This window comes from Enterobacter cloacae complex sp. GYL001 (genome assembly GCF_049237125.1).
In the GTDB taxonomy this organism is placed as follows: Bacteria; Pseudomonadota; Gammaproteobacteria; order Enterobacterales; family Enterobacteriaceae; genus Enterobacter; species Enterobacter hormaechei_C.
The window spans coordinates 1-15,255 of record NZ_JBMKGW010000009.1 but is presented as its reverse complement, the minus strand read 5'-3'; the positions used below and the strand labels follow the sequence as shown (position 1 = coordinate 15,255).

The window sequence follows — 15,255 nt, the reverse complement described above, 5'->3', positions numbered from 1 at the left end:
CATGACCACAACATTACGCCCACACGACCTCATCTGGCTTACCGCGCGCGACGCCCTGGAAGGGATTACCGAATCCTGGGTGGACGCGGCCTGGCATGCCGGACTACCGGTAGTGGTGCGGCGTGATGTTGATAATGAAGGCCGTATTCCCGTTGGCGTGCGCGGATTGCGCCGCGACCAGCGGGCGGCCGGATGGGTGAAGCCTGAGAACGTGTTGCGCGTGGTGTCGCCCGAAGATTTGAGCGTTGCCGCCGACCTGCTGCGTTCGCCGTTTATCACTCAGCCGCCGGTTCAGGTGGCGCTTCAGCTTGCGCAGCAGTCGTGGACGTGGACGTGGGGGATAACCGGCAGTACGGGTTACGCGCTGGCGACCGGCATTCCGGTGATCCACGCCGACAGCGATCTCGATCTGCTCATCCGCGCCCCGCGTGCCGTTTCCCCTGAGGCGTTTACTGGCTGGCAGGCTCAGCTCAGCCGTGCGTTGTGCCGGGCGGATACGCAGGTGGACACGCCCGAGGGCGGATTCGCGCTGGCGGAATGGTTACGCGACGGCAAAACGCTGCTAAAAACGCAATGTGGACCGCGCCTGGTGGCGGATCCATGGCACAGGGAGGAGTAATGAAAATACTGTTTACCTTTCCAGGGCAGGGCACACAGCATGAAGGTATGCTGCAAAACCTGCCGGGAACGGAGCTGGAGCAGGCCCGTGCTGTGCTGGGGGCGGAAGTTGATACCCTGGACAGCGCATCCTCGTTAACCCACACCCGCGCGGTTCAGCTTTCGCTGTTGATTGCCGGCGTGGCGTGGGCGCGCGAGCTGGAACGTCGCGGCGTGTCGCCGGATATCGTCAGCGGGCTGTCCATTGGCGCTTATCCTGCGGCGGTTATCGCCGGCGCGCTGGACTTTACGGACGCGCTGAAGCTGGTGGCGTTGCGCGGCGATCTGATGGAGCAGGCATACCCGCACGGCTACGGCCTGACGGCGATAATGGGGTTGACCCTGCCCCAGGTGGAAAACCTGCTTCAGGGGACAGGAACCTATATTGCTAACCTGAACGCCGAAACGCAGATCGTGATTGCCGGAGCCGATGACGGCATGGCGCAGGTGGCGGAGCGCGCCCTGGCAAAAGGCGCGAGCAAGGCTAAGCGGCTGGCGGTGAGCGTACCGTCGCACTGTGAACTGCTGGCGGAACCGGCGCAGAAGCTGGTGGCAGCATTTAATTCGGTCACGCTTTCACGTCCGCGCTGTGCGTACCTGAGCGGCAGTACCGGACGCGTGCTCTGGCAGCCGGAGAAAATTGCCGACGATCTGGCGATGAATATGGCGCGAACCGTGCGCTGGCAGGAGGCGGTGATTTCCGCTAACGAGCGTGAAGCGCGGCTGGCGATTGAGATGCCGCCAGGGGGCATCCTGACCTGTCTGACGCGGCAGGCGGCGTGGGAAGGTGAATCCATTTCGCTGGAGCGCAGCGGGGTGGACGTGGCGGTGCATCTGGCGGGTCGGCTTCAGCGGTAAGTTTTAGCCCGGTGGCGGCTGCGCCTTACCGGGCCTACTCCCGGATTGTAGGCCCGGTAAGCGTAGCGCCACCGGGCAATAACATCAGGCACTATCCTGCAAACTTCTCGCATACATCCGCCCTTCCGCGGCCAATGCCCGCAGGCTCGGATCCTGCTCGCGGTTGCGGGCAAAGACAATCGCGATCAGCTGCTGCATCTGGTACGGCTGCGCCAGCTTCAGTAGCTGCACCGAATTTTCATACACTTTCTTCATCCTGCCCGGCATCAGCGTAAACCCGACCCCCGCCTGCACCAGACTCAGCATCGAGAAGATATCGTTCACGCGCGTCACAATCTCCGGCTCGAAACCGGCGATATGAAACGCTTCCTGAAACCCGGCGTAAGTGGCGAACCCTTCCGCGAGGGCGACAAACTTCTGATCTTTGTAATCACGCAGATCGGCGGGGCCGCTGGTATTCAGCGTGGCAGAGGCCGGTGCGGCAAGGAAAATATCGTCATGGAACAGAGGAAGCACTTCGAGGCTGTTACGGTCGATATCGCTTTCGGAAATAGAGATTAAAATCGCATCCAGCGATCCCTCATCCAGCATATGGAGCAGGGTTTCGTTCGAGCCCATCGTCAGATCCATCTCCAGATCCGGACGGCGCAGCTTCATGCCCATTATCAGGCGCGGCACGGTTTCCAGCGTCAGCGAGTAGAGCGTGCCGACGCGCAACCGTCCCTGGCCGATACCGGCGATCTTGCGCGACTCTTCCAGCCCGCGCTCCATCACCTGCATCACCTCCTGACAATACTCCAGCAGCGTCCACGCGGAGGGGAGGGCAATCAGGTTACGCCCTTTGTGAGCAAAGAGCGGGCAGCGGACGTTCTCTTCGAGGGTATGCAGCGCGCGGTGCACGCTGACACCGCTCAGGCCGAGCGTTTCGGCGGTACGTGCGATATTGCCCTTCTCCATGAACGTCATGAAGATGCTGAGCTTACGGAATGTAATCTCGCTCGTGGTATCGAAGCCCATAACCCTCCCGGCGTGTTAGTCGGCTTGCAGCATCGCTTCCAGCTGTTCCTGCGCGTCCAGCCATGCCATTTCGCACTCTTCGAGGCTGGATTTGGCTTTCGCCTGAGTTTGCAGACAGTCCGTCAGCTCCGCTTTGCGGCTCTGATCGTACAGTTCGCTGTCGCCCAGCTTCTCTTCGACGGCAGCAAGCGTGGCGTTGAGCTTTTCCATCTCTTTTTCGAGACGGGCAATCTCTTTACGCAGCGGCTGCGTCTGGGTGCGCAGTTCCGCTTCACGGCGCTTCTGGTCTTTACGCGCCTGGGCGCTGTTGGCGTTGTCTTTCGCTGACTCTTCCGGCTGGTTTTCCTGCTTCTGCACGTCCGTCAGCCACTGCTGGTAATCTTCCAGATCGCCGTCGAACGGCTCCACTTTGCCGCCGTGCACCAGGTAGAGATCGTCGGTGGTGGAGCGGATCAGGTGGCGGTCGTGCGATACGACAACCAGCGCCCCTTCGAACTCTATCAGCGCTTCGGTCAGCGCCTGGCGCATGTCGAGATCGAGGTGGTTGGTCGGTTCATCAAGCAGCAGCAGGTTCGGGCGCTGCCAGACGATCAGCGCCAGCACCAGACGGGCTTTTTCGCCGCCGGAGAAGCGCTCGGTGTTTTCAGTCACCTTATCGCCCTGGAAGCCAAAGCCGCCGAGGTAGTCGCGCAGCTTCTGCTCCATCTCCTGCGGCGCCAGGCGCGCCAGGTGCTGGATCGGCGATTCATCCGCGCGTAAAAATTCCAGCTGATGCTGGGCGAAGTAGCCAAGCTTGATGCCTTTCGCCAGGCCGATTTCGCCGCTGACCGGGTTAAGCTCGCCCGCCAGCAGCTTGATCAGCGTCGATTTACCGGCGCCGTTACGTCCCAGCAGACCAATGCGTGAACCTGGCACCAGGTTGAGCTTGATAGAGTCGAGGATAATGAGATCGCCATAGCCCGCGCTCACTTTTTCCATTTTCAGCAGCGGGTTCGGCAGGCTCTCCGGCTCGCGGAAGCTGAAGTGGAACGGGTTATCCACGTGCGCCGGGGCGATCATCTCCATGCGTTCCAGCATCTTGATGCGGCTCTGCGCCTGCTTGGCTTTTGACGCCTTGGCCTTGAAGCGATCCACAAAGCTTTGCAGGTGCGCCACGCGCTGCTGCTGGCTTTCATACATCGCCTGCTGCTGGGCAAGGCGCGTCGCGCGCTGGCGCTCGAAAGAGCTGTAGTTGCCGGTGTATTCGAACATGCTTTGCTGTTCGATATGAATGATTTTATCCACTACCGGATCGAGGAAGTCGCGGTCGTGGGAGATCAGAATCAGAGTGCCCTGATAGCTCTTGAGCCACTTCTCCAGCCAAATAACCGCATCAAGATCGAGGTGGTTGGTTGGTTCATCGAGCAGCAAAAGGTCGGAGCGGCAGATCAGCGCCTGGGCCAGGTTAAGGCGCATGCGCCAGCCGCCCGAGAAATCGCTCACCGGGCGTTCAAGCTGTTCGTTGCTGAAACCCAGACCGTGCAGCAGGCTGGAGGCACGGGAGCGAATGGTCCAGGCATCGATGGCGTCCAGCTTGCCGTGGACGGTGGCGATGGCGTGGCCGTCGTTACGTTCGTTGGCGGCGTTGAGCTCCGCTTCGAGCTTGCGGTATTCACGATCGCCGTCGATAACATAGTCGAGCGCGGGTTCGCTCAGCGCGGGCGTCTCCTGGTTCACCCAGGCGAGCTGCCAGTTGCCCGGGAAGGTAAAGTTACCGCCATCCGCGCTTATCTCGTTTTTCAGCAGCGCCAGCAGGGTGGATTTACCGCAGCCGTTTTTGCCGACCAGCCCCACTTTCTGGCCCGGGTTGATGGTAGCAGTCGCGTTATCCAGCAGGACGCGCACGCCGCGACGAATTTGTAACGAGGAGAAAACAATCATAGAAGCGCCGTATGTTCCGACTATGTTAATTTGTCATTATGATAATGTAAGGTGTGGGCCATTTTCCCCACCGGGCCGCCATGGTAGCCCAAAACGACAACAATACACAAAAACAGAACCGGGAGGGGAGTGATGTCTCAGACAGCGAAAGTGCTGCTGCTGTATGCCCATCCGGAATCACAGGACTCGGTGGCGAACCGGGTGCTGCTTAAGCCGGCCACACAGCTCAGTAACGTAACGGTGCACGATCTCTACGCGCACTATCCTGATTTTTTTATCGATATTCCTTACGAGCAGGAACTGCTCCGTCAGCACGACGTGATTGTGTTCCAGCATCCGCTTTATACCTACAGCTGTCCGGCGCTGCTCAAAGAGTGGCTGGACCGCGTGCTGAGCCGGGGCTTCTCCAGCGGGGTGGGGGGCAACCAGCTGGCGGGAAAGTACTGGCGGAGTGTCATTACCACCGGTGAGCCGGAAAGCGCTTACCGTCACGACGGGCTGAACCGTTACCCCATGAGCGACATTCTGCGGCCGTTTGAGCTGACGGCGGCGATGTGCCGTATGCACTGGATGAGCCCGATTATTATCTACTGGGCACGGCGGCAGGATCCGAAATCACTGGCGAGCCATGCCAGGGCCTATGGCGAATGGCTGGCGTCACCGATTCCGGCGGGAGGACGCTAATGGACGGTTCGAATTTACTCCTTGCCGGGGTGCTGTTTTTGTTTGCCGCCGTCGTCGCGGTCCCGCTTGCCGCGCGTCTCGGCATTGGCGCGGTGCTGGGCTATTTGCTGGCGGGGATCGCCATTGGCCCCTGGGGGCTTGGGTTTATCAGCGATGTGGATGAAATTCTCCACTTCTCCGAGCTGGGCGTGGTCTTCCTGATGTTTATCATCGGGCTGGAGCTGAACCCCGCCAAGCTGTGGCAACTGCGGCAATCTATTTTTGGCGTCGGGGCGGCGCAGGTGTTACTCAGCGCGGCCATTCTCGCGGGACTGCTGATGTTGACGCAGTTTTCCTGGCAGGCCGCGGTGATTGGCGGGATCGGTCTTGCGATGTCGTCGACGGCGATGGCGCTTCAGCTGATGCGCGACAAAGGGATGAACCGCAACGAGGCGGGGCAGCTGGGTTTTTCGGTGCTGCTGTTCCAGGATTTAGCGGTGATCCCGGCGCTGGCGCTGGTGCCGCTGCTGGCGGGCTCCGGAGACGATCATTTCGACTGGATGAAGATCTCCATGAAGGTGCTGGCCTTCGCGGGGATGCTGATCGGCGGACGGTTTTTACTGCGTCCGGTATTCCGGTTTATTGCCGCATCCGGCGTGCGCGAGGTATTCACCGCCGCAACGCTGCTGCTGGTGCTTGGCTCAGCGCTGTTTATGGATGCGCTGGGGCTGTCGATGGCGCTTGGGACGTTTATCGCCGGGGTGCTGCTTGCGGAAAGTGAGTACCGCCACGAGCTGGAGACCGCCATCGATCCGTTTAAGGGGCTGCTGTTAGGGCTGTTCTTTATCTCGGTGGGTATGGCGCTTAATCTTGGCGTGCTCTATACCCATCTGCTGTGGGTTATTGCGAGTGTCGCCGTGCTGGTGGCGGTCAAAACGCTGGTGCTGTATGTCCTCGCGAGGATTTACGGGCTGCGCAGCTCGGAAAGAATGCAGTTTTCCAGCGTGTTAAGCCAGGGTGGAGAATTTGCGTTTGTGCTGTTTTCCACGGCGTCGTCTCAGAAGCTGTTCAAAGATGACCAGATGGCGCTGCTGCTGGTGACGGTTACGCTGTCGATGATGACCACCCCGCTGCTGATGAAGCTGGTGGACAAACTGCTGTCGCGCCGCCTGAATCCCGCAGACGATGAAGACGAAGCGCCGTGGGTGGAAGATGATAAACCGCAGGTGATCGTCGTGGGCTTTGGTCGCTTCGGACAGGTGATTGGTCGCCTGTTGATGGCGAATAAAATGCGCATTACGGTGCTGGAGCGCGATATCAGCGCCGTCAACCTGATGCGCAAATATGGTTATAAGGTGTACTACGGCGATGCGACGCAGCTTGAGCTGTTGCGCTCGGCGGGGGCAGAGGCTGCGGAGTCCATCGTCATCACCTGCAACGATCCGGAAGATACGATGAAGCTGGTGGAGCTGTGCCAGCAGCATTTCCCGCATCTGCATATTCTGGCGCGTGCGCGTGGACGTGTGGAGGCTCACGAACTTTTGCAGGCGGGTGTGAAACACTTCTCCCGCGAAACCTTCTCCAGCGCGCTGGAGCTGGGACGCAAGGCGCTGGTTTCGCTGGGTATGCATCCTCACCAGGCGCAACGCGCCCAGATGCATTTCCGCCGGCTGGATATGCGAATGCTGCGTGAACTGATGCCCGTGCACAGCGACACGGCGCAGATCTCCCGCGTTCGGGAAGCGCGTCGCGAACTGGAGGAGATCTTCCAGCGTGAGATGCAACAGGAACGACGCCAGCTCGACGGCTGGGATGAATTTGAATAAAGGGTAACGAAAGATGGCTGTACGTAAACGCTTTATCGCGGGCGCAAAATGCCCATCCTGCCAGGCGCAAGATACGCTGGCCATGTGGCGTGAAAATAATATCGATATCGTTGAATGTGTTAAGTGCGGTCACCAGATGCGTGAGGCCGATAAAGAAGCCCGCGATCACGTTCGCAAAGAAGAGCAAGTGATCGGCATTTTTCATCCAGACTAGCGATATGCTCTGAGTTTTTTTAAGCTTAAGGGTACACGGGTGCAGATTTCCGCTACAATCTGCGCCAGCAATTTTCCCACGCTCAGGAGATATCATGAAAGTAGCAAAAGACCTGGTGGTCAGCCTGGCCTATCAGGTACGTACAGAAGACGGTGTGTTGGTTGATGAGTCTCCGGTGAGTGCGCCGCTGGACTACCTGCATGGTCACGGTTCCCTGATTTCCGGCCTGGAAACGGCGCTGGAAGGCCATGAAGTTGGCGACAAATTCGACGTTGCTGTAGGCGCGAACGACGCTTACGGTCAGTATGATGACAACCTGGTTCAGCGCGTTCCTAAAGACGTATTCATGGGCGTTGACGAGTTGCAGGTTGGCATGCGCTTCCTGGCGGAAACTGACCAGGGTCCGGTTCCGGTTGAAATCACTGAAGTTGAAGACGACCACGTTGTGGTTGACGGCAACCACATGCTGGCGGGTCAGAACCTGAAGTTCAACGTAGAAGTTGTTGCGATCCGTGAAGCGACCGAAGAAGAGCTGGCTCATGGCCACGTTCACGGTGCGCACGGTCACGACCATGACCACGATCACGGCCATGACGGCTGCTGCGGTGGTCACGGCCACGACCATGGTCATGACCACGGCCACGGTAAAGGTGGTTGCGGTAACGGCGGCTGCGGTTGCCACTGATTCCGTACTCCGGAAAATAAAAAAGCGGGATAATCCCGCTTTTTTTACGCCTCAATAATGAGGTGGTGGTGTCTCTTCTGACTGAGAGGCAATGTTTGACGGCTGCGTGGCCTTCAGCTTTTCCGTCAGCAGGCGCATGTGATCGCGCAGTTTTGCCATTTCAAGCTCATGGGCCGTCACGGTCTGGTTCAGTTCTTCGATGGTGATGTCCTGAAAAGCCAGGCGGCTTTCCAGCTCAGCCAGTCTCGCTTCGATCGTTGTATCCTTCATCATTCACCTCGTTTATCTCTCATTCGCCATAATGGACCAGCGGCGGCGAAGTTTAGCTGACTTTTTCCTTAAGTACAGTATCCATCTCCCTGACAAGAAACTTATTTAAACAAAAATAGTCTGAAAAGAAGCGACATTCGGGGGAGTCTGTCTGTAGATTTCTTCCACAACGTTTTATAGTACGTCACTCATTTACGTTTAACACTGGGGTGAGAGACCTCAGGTCCTGGAGATATGGATGAAATCACTGTTTAAAGTTACGCTGCTGGCGACCACTATGGCTGTAGCGCTCAATGCGCCGCTGTCTTTCGCTGCTGATACTGCTGCGAAGCCTGCTGCGACTACAGACAGCAAAGCGGCATTCAAAAATGACGACCAGAAATCCGCCTACGCACTTGGCGCGTCTCTGGGTCGTTACATGGAAAACTCTCTGAAAGAACAAGAGAAACTGGGCATCAAACTGGACAAAAACCAGCTGATCGCAGGGGTTCAGGATGCGTTCGCAGACAAGAGCAAACTGTCTGACCAGGAAATCGAGCAGACTCTGCAAGCGTTTGAAGCGCGCGTGAAAGGCGCCGCTCAGACTAAGATGGAAGCAGACGCTAAAGATAACGAAGCGAAAGGCAAAGCCTACCGCGACAAGTTCGCTAAAGAGAAAGGCGTTAAAACCTCTTCTACTGGCCTGATCTATAAAGTTGAGAAAGAAGGTACCGGCGACGCGCCTAAAGACAGCGACACCGTTGTGGTGAACTACAAAGGTACGCTGATCGACGGTAAAGAGTTCGATAACTCTTATACCCGCGGTGAGCCTCTCTCCTTCCGTCTGGATGGTGTGATCCCGGGCTGGACCGAAGGCCTGAAGAACATCAAGAAAGGCGGTAAAATCAAGCTGGTCATCCCACCGGATCTGGCTTACGGCAAAACCGGCGTTCCGGGTATCCCGGCTAACTCCACGCTGGTATTTGATGTAGAACTGCTGGACATCAAACCGGCGCCGAAAGCGGATGCGAAAACAGACGCACCGGCTGACGACAAAGCCGCAGCAGCTAAGAAGTAATGCTGAAAAAAACCGCCGCCTTTACAGGCGGCGGTTTTTTTATTGTGGGGCAGATATAATTAACACTGGAAAGCGTTATACACGCTGTATTAATTTAGTTGTCCGTGTAGATAATGAGCCTGCCCTGAAAACCTAACGACAGGCTCCTGAAAAGGAGTGTTTTTTTCATGTCCAGGTCGCTTTTAACCAACGAAACCAGTGAACTTGATTTGCTGGATCAACGTCCATTTGACCAGACCGACTTCGATATTCTGAAATCCTACGAAGCGGTAGTGGACGGGTTAGCGATGCTCATTGGTTCCCACTGCGAAATCGTATTGCATTCCCTGCAAGATCTTAAGTGTTCCGCTATCCGCATTGCGAATGGTGAGCACACTGGCCGTAAAATTGGTTCGCCAATCACCGACCTTGCATTGCGTATGTTGCATGACATGACCGGCGCGGACAGCAGCGTCTCAAAATGCTATTTCACCCGCGCCAAAAGTGGCGTGCTGATGAAATCAGAAACGATCGCGATTCGAAATCGCGAACACCGGGTAATCGGTTTGCTGTGCATCAACATGAACCTTGATGTGCCATTCTCGCAAATCATGAGCACCTTCATCCCGCCCGAAACGCCGGACGTGGGCTCATCGGTGAACTTTGCTTCTTCGGTTGAGGATCTCGTGACCCAGACGCTGGAGTTCACCATTGAAGAGGTGAATGCCGATCGCAACGTATCCAACAACGCCAAGAATCGTCAGATCGTCCTGAACCTCTATGAGAAAGGGATTTTTGATATCAAAGATGCCATCAACCAGGTGGCCGATCGCCTGAATATCTCCAAACACACGGTTTACCTCTATATTCGCCAGTTCAAAAGCGGCGACTTCCTGGGACAAGACAAGTAATGCGTTTTGCGTTAATGGTGACGGGCCCGGCGTACGGTACCCAGCAGGCCAGCAGCGCGCTACAGTTTGCCCATGCGCTGCTTGATGCCGGTCATGAACTGGCAAGCGTCTTCTTTTATCGCGAAGGCGTATATAACGCGAACCAGTTTACGTCTCCGGCGAGCGATGAGTTTGACCTCGTGCGCGCCTGGCAAAAATTAAACGAAACGCAGGGCGTCGACCTGCATATCTGCGTCGCGGCGGCACTGCGTCGCGGCGTGACGGATGCGACCGAAGCCGAGCGCCTTGGTCTGGCGGGGGCTAACCTGCAACCGGGCTTTTCGCTCAGCGGACTGGGTGCCCTGGCACAGGCGGCGTTGACCTGCGACAGAGTGGTGCAATTTTGATGAAGCGCGTAGCGTTTGTTTTTACTTCTGCGCCGCATGGCAGCGCTTCAGGCCGGGAAGGGCTGGATGCATTGCTCGCGACATCGGCTTTAACCGAAGATATCGGCGTCTTCTTTTTAGGCGATGGCGTATTCCAGCTTCTGGCAGGCCAACAACCGCAGGCCATTCTTGCGCGCGACTACATTGCGACCTTTAAAGTTCTGCCGCTCTATGACATTGGAACCTTCTATGTGTGCGCCGACTCGCTGGCCGCGCGTGGGTTAAACGAGAAAACACCGTTCGTGCTGGACGTGACGATCCTGACATCTGCTGCGCTGCGCGAACAACTCTCTCACTACGATACCGTTCTGACTTTCTGAGGCTGTCATGCTCCATACCCTGAGCCGTTCACCGTGGCAATGCGATATCGACACGTTACTGAGCATGCTGCGCGAAGGTGATGATCTGCTGCTGATTCAGGATGGCGTGCTTGCGGCGCTTGAAGGCAGCCGTTTTGTTGAAATCCTCGCTAATGCCCCCATAACAGTCTCTGCGCTGAAAGAGGATCTGGATGCGCGGGGTCTTTCTGGTCAAATTTCAGCCAAAATTGACGTGGTTGGCTATACTGATTTCGTCAATCTTACTGTGACGCACGCCAGTCAAATGAACTGGTGATTTGAGATCGCTGTATATTTCTTGACACCTTTTCGACGTAGCCCTAAAATTTCGCGTCCTCATATTGTATGAGGTCGTTTTATTACGTGTTTACGAAGCAAAAGCTAAAACCAGGAGCTATTTAATGGCAACAGTTAACCAGCTGGTACGCAAACCACGTGCACGCAAAGTTGCAAAAAGCAACGTGCCTGCGCTGGAAGCCTGCCCGCAGAAACGTGGCGTATGTACTCGTGTATATACCACCACTCCTAAAAAACCAAACTCCGCACTGCGTAAAGTATGCCGTGTGCGTTTGACTAACGGTTTCGAAGTGACTTCCTACATCGGTGGTGAAGGTCACAACCTTCAGGAGCACTCCGTGATCCTGATCCGTGGCGGTCGTGTTAAAGACCTTCCGGGTGTTCGTTACCACACCGTTCGTGGTGCGCTGGACTGCTCAGGTGTTAAAGACCGTAAGCAGGCTCGCTCCAAGTACGGCGTGAAGCGTCCTAAGGCTTAATGGTTCTCCGTTAAGTAAGGCCAAACTGATTTATCTTAATGTCAAACTAAACTCGTAGAGTTTTGGACAATCCTGAATTAACAACGGAGTAATCCCATGCCACGTCGTCGCGTCATTGGTCAGCGTAAAATTCTTCCAGATCCGAAATTCGGATCAGAACTGCTGGCAAAATTTGTAAATATCCTGATGGTAGATGGTAAAAAATCTACCGCAGAAGCAATCGTATACAGCGCGCTGGAGACCCTGGCTCAGCGTTCTGGTAAAAATGAACTGGAAGCCTTCGAAGTCGCTCTCGACAACGTGCGCCCGACTGTAGAAGTTAAGTCTCGCCGCGTTGGTGGTTCTACTTATCAGGTTCCAGTTGAAGTTCGTCCGGTTCGTCGTAATGCTCTGGCAATGCGTTGGATCGTTGAAGCTGCTCGTAAACGCGGTGATAAATCCATGGCTCTGCGTCTGGCGAACGAACTTTCTGATGCTGCGGAAAACAAAGGTACCGCAGTTAAGAAACGTGAAGACGTTCACCGTATGGCAGAAGCCAACAAGGCGTTCGCACACTACCGTTGGTAATCCCTTCGGAGTCGTAGTCACCAGGCGGGCGCTTCAGAGAAGCCGCCCGCTCTGGGTAACTTAACTGAACGCCTAAAGATATAAACGAGGAATCAAATGGCTCGTACAACACCCATCGCACGCTACCGTAACATCGGTATCAGTGCGCACATCGACGCCGGTAAAACCACTACTACCGAACGTATTCTGTTCTACACCGGTGTAAACCATAAAATCGGTGAAGTTCATGACGGCGCAGCCACCATGGACTGGATGGAACAGGAGCAGGAGCGTGGTATTACTATCACCTCCGCAGCGACTACTGCATTCTGGTCAGGTATGGCTAAGCAGTACGAACCGCATCGCGTAAACATCATCGACACCCCAGGGCACGTTGACTTCACCATCGAAGTAGAACGTTCCATGCGTGTTCTTGACGGCGCGGTAATGGTTTATTGCGCAGTTGGTGGTGTTCAGCCACAGTCTGAAACCGTATGGCGTCAGGCAAACAAATATAAAGTTCCACGCATCGCGTTCGTTAACAAAATGGACCGTATGGGTGCTAACTTCCTGAAAGTTGTTGGCCAGATCAAAACCCGTCTGGGCGCGAACCCTGTTCCGCTTCAGCTGGCAATTGGTGCTGAAGAAGGTTTCACCGGCGTTATCGACCTGGTGAAAATGAAAGCCATCAACTGGAACGAAGCAGATGCGGGCGTTACCTTCGAATACGAAGATATCCCGGCAGAGATGCAGGACCTGGCTGACGAATGGCACCAGAACCTGATCGAATCCGCAGCAGAAGCTTCTGAAGAGCTGATGGAGAAATACCTGGGTGGTGAAGAACTGTCTGAGCAAGAGATCAAATCTGCTCTGCGTCAGCGCGTTCTGAACAACGAAATCATCCTGGTAACCTGTGGTTCTGCGTTCAAGAACAAAGGTGTTCAGGCGATGCTGGATGCGGTAGTTGACTACCTGCCATCCCCGGTTGACGTTCCTGCGATCAACGGCATCCTGGACGACGGTAAAGATACTCCGGCTGAGCGTCACGCAAGTGATGACGAGCCGTTCTCTGCACTGGCGTTCAAAATTGCTACCGACCCATTCGTGGGTAACCTGACCTTCTTCCGCGTTTACTCTGGTGTGGTTAACTCCGGTGACACCATCCTGAACTCCGTGAAAGCGGCGCGTGAACGTTTTGGCCGTATCGTACAGATGCACGCTAACAAACGTGAAGAGATCAAAGAAGTTCGTGCGGGCGACATCGCTGCTGCTATCGGTCTGAAAGACGTGACCACTGGTGACACCCTGTGTGACCCGGATCACCCGATCATTCTGGAGCGTATGGAATTCCCTGAGCCGGTAATCTCCATCGCAGTTGAACCAAAAACCAAAGCTGACCAGGAAAAAATGGGTCTGGCTCTGGGCCGTCTGGCGAAAGAAGACCCATCATTCCGCGTATGGACTGATGAAGAATCTAACCAGACCATCATCGCTGGTATGGGTGAACTGCACCTGGACATCATCGTTGACCGTATGAAGCGTGAATTCAACGTTGAAGCGAACGTGGGTAAACCTCAGGTTGCTTACCGCGAAGCGATTCGCGCGAAAGTTACCGATGTTGAAGGTAAACACGCTAAGCAGTCTGGTGGTCGCGGTCAGTATGGTCACGTTGTGATCGACATGTACCCACTGGAGCCGGGCTCTAACCCTAAAGGTTACGAGTTCATCAACGACATCAAAGGTGGTGTAATTCCTGGCGAATACATCCCTGCCGTTGATAAAGGCATCCAGGAGCAGCTGAAAGCTGGTCCTCTGGCTGGTTACCCGGTTGTAGACATGGGTGTTCGTCTGCACTTCGGTTCTTACCACGACGTTGACTCCTCTGAACTGGCGTTTAAACTGGCTGCGTCTATTGCCTTTAAAGAAGGCTTTAAGAAAGCAAAACCAGTTCTGCTTGAGCCGATCATGAAGGTTGAAGTAGAAACTCCTGAAGAGAACACCGGTGACGTTATCGGTGACTTGAGCCGTCGTCGCGGTATGCTGCGTGGTCAGGAATCCGAAGTAACTGGCGTTAAGATCCACGCTGAAGTTCCGCTGTCTGAAATGTTCGGATATGCAACTCAGCTGCGTTCTCTGACCAAAGGTCGTGCATCATACACTATGGAATTCCTGAAGTATGATGATGCGCCGAACAACGTTGCTCAGGCCGTTATCGAAGCCCGTGGTAAGTAATCCACAGGATTAAAACCTAAGTCCCGTGCTCTCTCCGAAGGGGAGAGCACTATAGTAAGGAATATAGCCGTGTCTAAAGAAAAATTTGAACGTACAAAACCGCACGTCAACGTTGGTACTATCGGCCACGTTGACCATGGTAAAACTACCCTGACTGCTGCAATCACCACTGTACTGGCTAAAACCTACGGCGGTGCTGCTCGTGCTTTCGACCAGATCGATAACGCACCAGAAGAAAAAGCTCGTGGTATCACCATCAACACCTCTCACGTTGAGTATGACACCCCGACTCGCCACTACGCACACGTAGACTGCCCAGGCCACGCCGACTATGTTAAAAACATGATCACCGGTGCTGCGCAGATGGACGGCGCGATCCTGGTTGTTGCTGCGACTGACGGCCCTATGCCTCAGACTCGTGAGCACATCCTGCTGGGTCGTCAGGTAGGCGTTCCTTTCATCATCGTGTTCCTGAACAAATGTGACATGGTTGATGACGAAGAGCTGCTGGAACTGGTAGAGATGGAAGTTCGTGAACTGCTGTCTCAGTACGATTTCCCAGGCGACGACACTCCAATCGTTCGTGGTTCCGCGCTGAAAGCGCTGGAAGGCGAAGCAGAGTGGGAAGAGAAAATCATCGAACTGGCTGGCTACCTGGATTCTTACATCCCAGAACCAGAGCGTGCGATTGACAAGCCATTCCTGCTGCCAATCGAAGACGTATTCTCCATCTCCGGTCGTGGTACCGTTGTTACCGGTCGTGTAGAGCGCGGTATCATCAAAGTTGGTGAAGAAGTTGAAATCGTTGGTATCAAAGAGACTGCGAAGTCTACCTGTACTGGCGTTGAAATGTTCCGCAAACTGCTGGACGAAGGCCGTGC

The 15,255-nt window shown here is 55.4% G+C and carries 18 protein-coding genes; 15 read left to right on the top strand and 3 right to left on the bottom strand.

What is annotated here, in order from left to right:
• Position 1: 1 nt before the first annotated feature.
• Together ACOTWU_RS15940 and mdcH are read left to right on the top strand one after the other, a co-directional pair.
• Positions 2–619: a malonate decarboxylase holo-ACP synthase gene (locus ACOTWU_RS15940; RefSeq protein ID WP_017384169.1), complete on the top strand. Its 618-nt coding sequence runs from the start codon at positions 2–4 to the stop codon at positions 617–619.
• A complete protein-coding gene (gene mdcH / locus ACOTWU_RS15935) occupies positions 619–1,515 on the top strand; it encodes a malonate decarboxylase subunit epsilon (RefSeq protein WP_126499084.1) in 897 nt (298 codons plus the stop codon). The genes ACOTWU_RS15940 and mdcH overlap by 1 nt, the downstream gene beginning before the upstream one ends.
• Positions 1,516–1,599: 84 nt before the next feature.
• Here the strand turns inward: mdcH and ACOTWU_RS15930 are convergent, their stop codons facing one another.
• Together ACOTWU_RS15930 and ACOTWU_RS15925 are read right to left on the bottom strand one after the other, a co-directional pair.
• Positions 1,600–2,532: a LysR substrate-binding domain-containing protein gene (locus ACOTWU_RS15930; protein ID WP_017384171.1), complete on the bottom strand. Its 933-nt coding sequence runs from the start codon at positions 2,530–2,532 to the stop codon at positions 1,600–1,602.
• Between the two features lie 15 nt (positions 2,533–2,547).
• Entirely contained in the window at positions 2,548–4,452 is a 1,905-nt protein-coding gene (locus tag ACOTWU_RS15925) for an ABC transporter ATP-binding protein (protein WP_126499085.1), read from the bottom strand.
• A 132-nt stretch (positions 4,453–4,584) separates the two neighbouring features.
• Here ACOTWU_RS15925 and kefG point away from each other — a divergent pair, with 132 nt between their 5' ends.
• The 4 genes from kefG (at position 4,585) to slyD (ending at position 7,840) form a co-directional block, all read left to right on the top strand.
• A complete protein-coding gene (gene kefG, locus ACOTWU_RS15920; RefSeq protein WP_015571413.1) occupies positions 4,585–5,136 on the top strand; it encodes a glutathione-regulated potassium-efflux system ancillary protein KefG in 552 nt (183 codons plus the stop codon).
• Positions 5,136–6,941, top strand: a complete 1,806-nt coding sequence (gene kefB, locus ACOTWU_RS15915; protein WP_017384173.1) for a glutathione-regulated potassium-efflux system protein KefB — start codon at positions 5,136–5,138, stop codon at positions 6,939–6,941. Before kefG ends, kefB begins: the two co-directional genes overlap by 1 nt.
• Positions 6,942–6,954: 13 nt before the next feature.
• Positions 6,955–7,155, top strand: coding sequence for a YheV family putative zinc ribbon protein (locus tag ACOTWU_RS15910; RefSeq protein WP_003861689.1), 201 nt, complete (start codon positions 6,955–6,957; stop codon positions 7,153–7,155).
• A gap of 94 nt (positions 7,156–7,249) precedes the next feature.
• Positions 7,250–7,840 (top strand): peptidylprolyl isomerase, encoded by a 591-nt coding sequence (gene slyD / locus ACOTWU_RS15905; protein ID WP_003861691.1) that lies wholly within the window; start codon positions 7,250–7,252, stop codon positions 7,838–7,840.
• A gap of 51 nt (positions 7,841–7,891) precedes the next feature.
• Here slyD and ACOTWU_RS15900 read toward each other — a convergent pair whose 3' ends face one another.
• The gene (locus ACOTWU_RS15900; protein WP_003861693.1) at positions 7,892–8,110 is read right to left on the bottom strand and encodes a protein SlyX; all 219 of its coding nucleotides are present in this window, start codon (positions 8,108–8,110) and stop codon (positions 7,892–7,894) included.
• A gap of 238 nt (positions 8,111–8,348) precedes the next feature.
• On the opposite strand from ACOTWU_RS15900, the gene fkpA reads away from it, so the two are divergent.
• The 9 genes from fkpA to tuf all read left to right on the top strand — a co-directional run.
• Complete coding sequence (gene fkpA / locus ACOTWU_RS15895) at positions 8,349–9,167, top strand: FKBP-type peptidyl-prolyl cis-trans isomerase (protein WP_003861695.1); 819 nt, start codon at positions 8,349–8,351, stop codon at positions 9,165–9,167.
• A gap of 167 nt (positions 9,168–9,334) precedes the next feature.
• Positions 9,335–10,057 carry a helix-turn-helix transcriptional regulator gene (locus tag ACOTWU_RS15890; protein WP_003861697.1) on the top strand — a complete coding sequence of 241 codons (723 nt, stop codon included), beginning with the start codon at positions 9,335–9,337 and terminating at the stop codon, positions 10,055–10,057.
• Positions 10,057–10,443: a sulfurtransferase complex subunit TusD gene (gene tusD, locus ACOTWU_RS15885; protein WP_003861699.1), complete on the top strand. Its 387-nt coding sequence runs from the start codon at positions 10,057–10,059 to the stop codon at positions 10,441–10,443. The genes ACOTWU_RS15890 and tusD overlap by 1 nt, the downstream gene beginning before the upstream one ends.
• On the top strand, positions 10,443–10,802 hold the full coding sequence (tusC, locus tag ACOTWU_RS15880; protein ID WP_023295521.1) for a sulfurtransferase complex subunit TusC: 360 nt from the start codon (positions 10,443–10,445) through the stop codon (positions 10,800–10,802). Before tusD ends, tusC begins: the two co-directional genes overlap by 1 nt.
• Before the next feature lie 7 nt (positions 10,803–10,809).
• Positions 10,810–11,097, top strand: coding sequence for a sulfurtransferase complex subunit TusB (gene tusB, locus ACOTWU_RS15875; RefSeq protein WP_015571409.1), 288 nt, complete (start codon positions 10,810–10,812; stop codon positions 11,095–11,097).
• 124 nt (positions 11,098–11,221) lie between these two features.
• Positions 11,222–11,596: a 30S ribosomal protein S12 gene (gene rpsL, locus ACOTWU_RS15870; RefSeq protein WP_000246815.1), complete on the top strand. Its 375-nt coding sequence runs from the start codon at positions 11,222–11,224 to the stop codon at positions 11,594–11,596.
• A gap of 96 nt (positions 11,597–11,692) precedes the next feature.
• On the top strand, positions 11,693–12,163 hold the full coding sequence (gene rpsG, locus ACOTWU_RS15865) for a 30S ribosomal protein S7 (RefSeq protein WP_003861706.1): 471 nt from the start codon (positions 11,693–11,695) through the stop codon (positions 12,161–12,163).
• Positions 12,164–12,259: 96 nt separating this feature from the next.
• Positions 12,260–14,374, top strand: coding sequence for an elongation factor G (fusA, locus tag ACOTWU_RS15860; RefSeq protein WP_006812195.1), 2,115 nt, complete (start codon positions 12,260–12,262; stop codon positions 14,372–14,374).
• A 69-nt stretch (positions 14,375–14,443) separates the two neighbouring features.
• On the top strand, positions 14,444–15,255 hold an 812-nt coding region (gene tuf / locus ACOTWU_RS15855; protein ID WP_232937376.1), incomplete at its 3' end, for an elongation factor Tu.

What these genes read in the sequence shown, in the direction of transcription:
- ACOTWU_RS15930 (WP_017384171.1), bottom strand. Translation starts at nt 2,532, where the DNA reads ATGGGCTTCGATACCACGAGCGAGATTACATTCCGTAAGCTCAGCATC.
- kefB (WP_017384173.1), top strand. Translation starts at nt 5,136, where the DNA reads ATGGACGGTTCGAATTTACTCCTTGCCGGGGTGCTGTTTTTGTTTGCC.
- slyD (WP_003861691.1), top strand. Translation starts at nt 7,250, where the DNA reads ATGAAAGTAGCAAAAGACCTGGTGGTCAGCCTGGCCTATCAGGTACGT.
- ACOTWU_RS15925 (WP_126499085.1), bottom strand. Translation starts at nt 4,452, where the DNA reads ATGATTGTTTTCTCCTCGTTACAAATTCGTCGCGGCGTGCGCGTCCTG.
- tusD (WP_003861699.1), top strand. Translation starts at nt 10,057, where the DNA reads ATGCGTTTTGCGTTAATGGTGACGGGCCCGGCGTACGGTACCCAGCAG.
- tusB (WP_015571409.1), top strand. Translation starts at nt 10,810, where the DNA reads ATGCTCCATACCCTGAGCCGTTCACCGTGGCAATGCGATATCGACACG.
- ACOTWU_RS15910 (WP_003861689.1), top strand. Translation starts at nt 6,955, where the DNA reads ATGGCTGTACGTAAACGCTTTATCGCGGGCGCAAAATGCCCATCCTGC.
- kefG (WP_015571413.1), top strand. Translation starts at nt 4,585, where the DNA reads ATGTCTCAGACAGCGAAAGTGCTGCTGCTGTATGCCCATCCGGAATCA.
- ACOTWU_RS15900 (WP_003861693.1), bottom strand. Translation starts at nt 8,110, where the DNA reads ATGAAGGATACAACGATCGAAGCGAGACTGGCTGAGCTGGAAAGCCGC.
- fkpA (WP_003861695.1), top strand. Translation starts at nt 8,349, where the DNA reads ATGAAATCACTGTTTAAAGTTACGCTGCTGGCGACCACTATGGCTGTA.
- ACOTWU_RS15940 (WP_017384169.1), top strand. Translation starts at nt 2, where the DNA reads ATGACCACAACATTACGCCCACACGACCTCATCTGGCTTACCGCGCGC.
- rpsG (WP_003861706.1), top strand. Translation starts at nt 11,693, where the DNA reads ATGCCACGTCGTCGCGTCATTGGTCAGCGTAAAATTCTTCCAGATCCG.
- tusC (WP_023295521.1), top strand. Translation starts at nt 10,443, where the DNA reads ATGAAGCGCGTAGCGTTTGTTTTTACTTCTGCGCCGCATGGCAGCGCT.
- ACOTWU_RS15890 (WP_003861697.1), top strand. Translation starts at nt 9,335, where the DNA reads ATGTCCAGGTCGCTTTTAACCAACGAAACCAGTGAACTTGATTTGCTG.
- fusA (WP_006812195.1), top strand. Translation starts at nt 12,260, where the DNA reads ATGGCTCGTACAACACCCATCGCACGCTACCGTAACATCGGTATCAGT.
- rpsL (WP_000246815.1), top strand. Translation starts at nt 11,222, where the DNA reads ATGGCAACAGTTAACCAGCTGGTACGCAAACCACGTGCACGCAAAGTT.
- mdcH (WP_126499084.1), top strand. Translation starts at nt 619, where the DNA reads ATGAAAATACTGTTTACCTTTCCAGGGCAGGGCACACAGCATGAAGGT.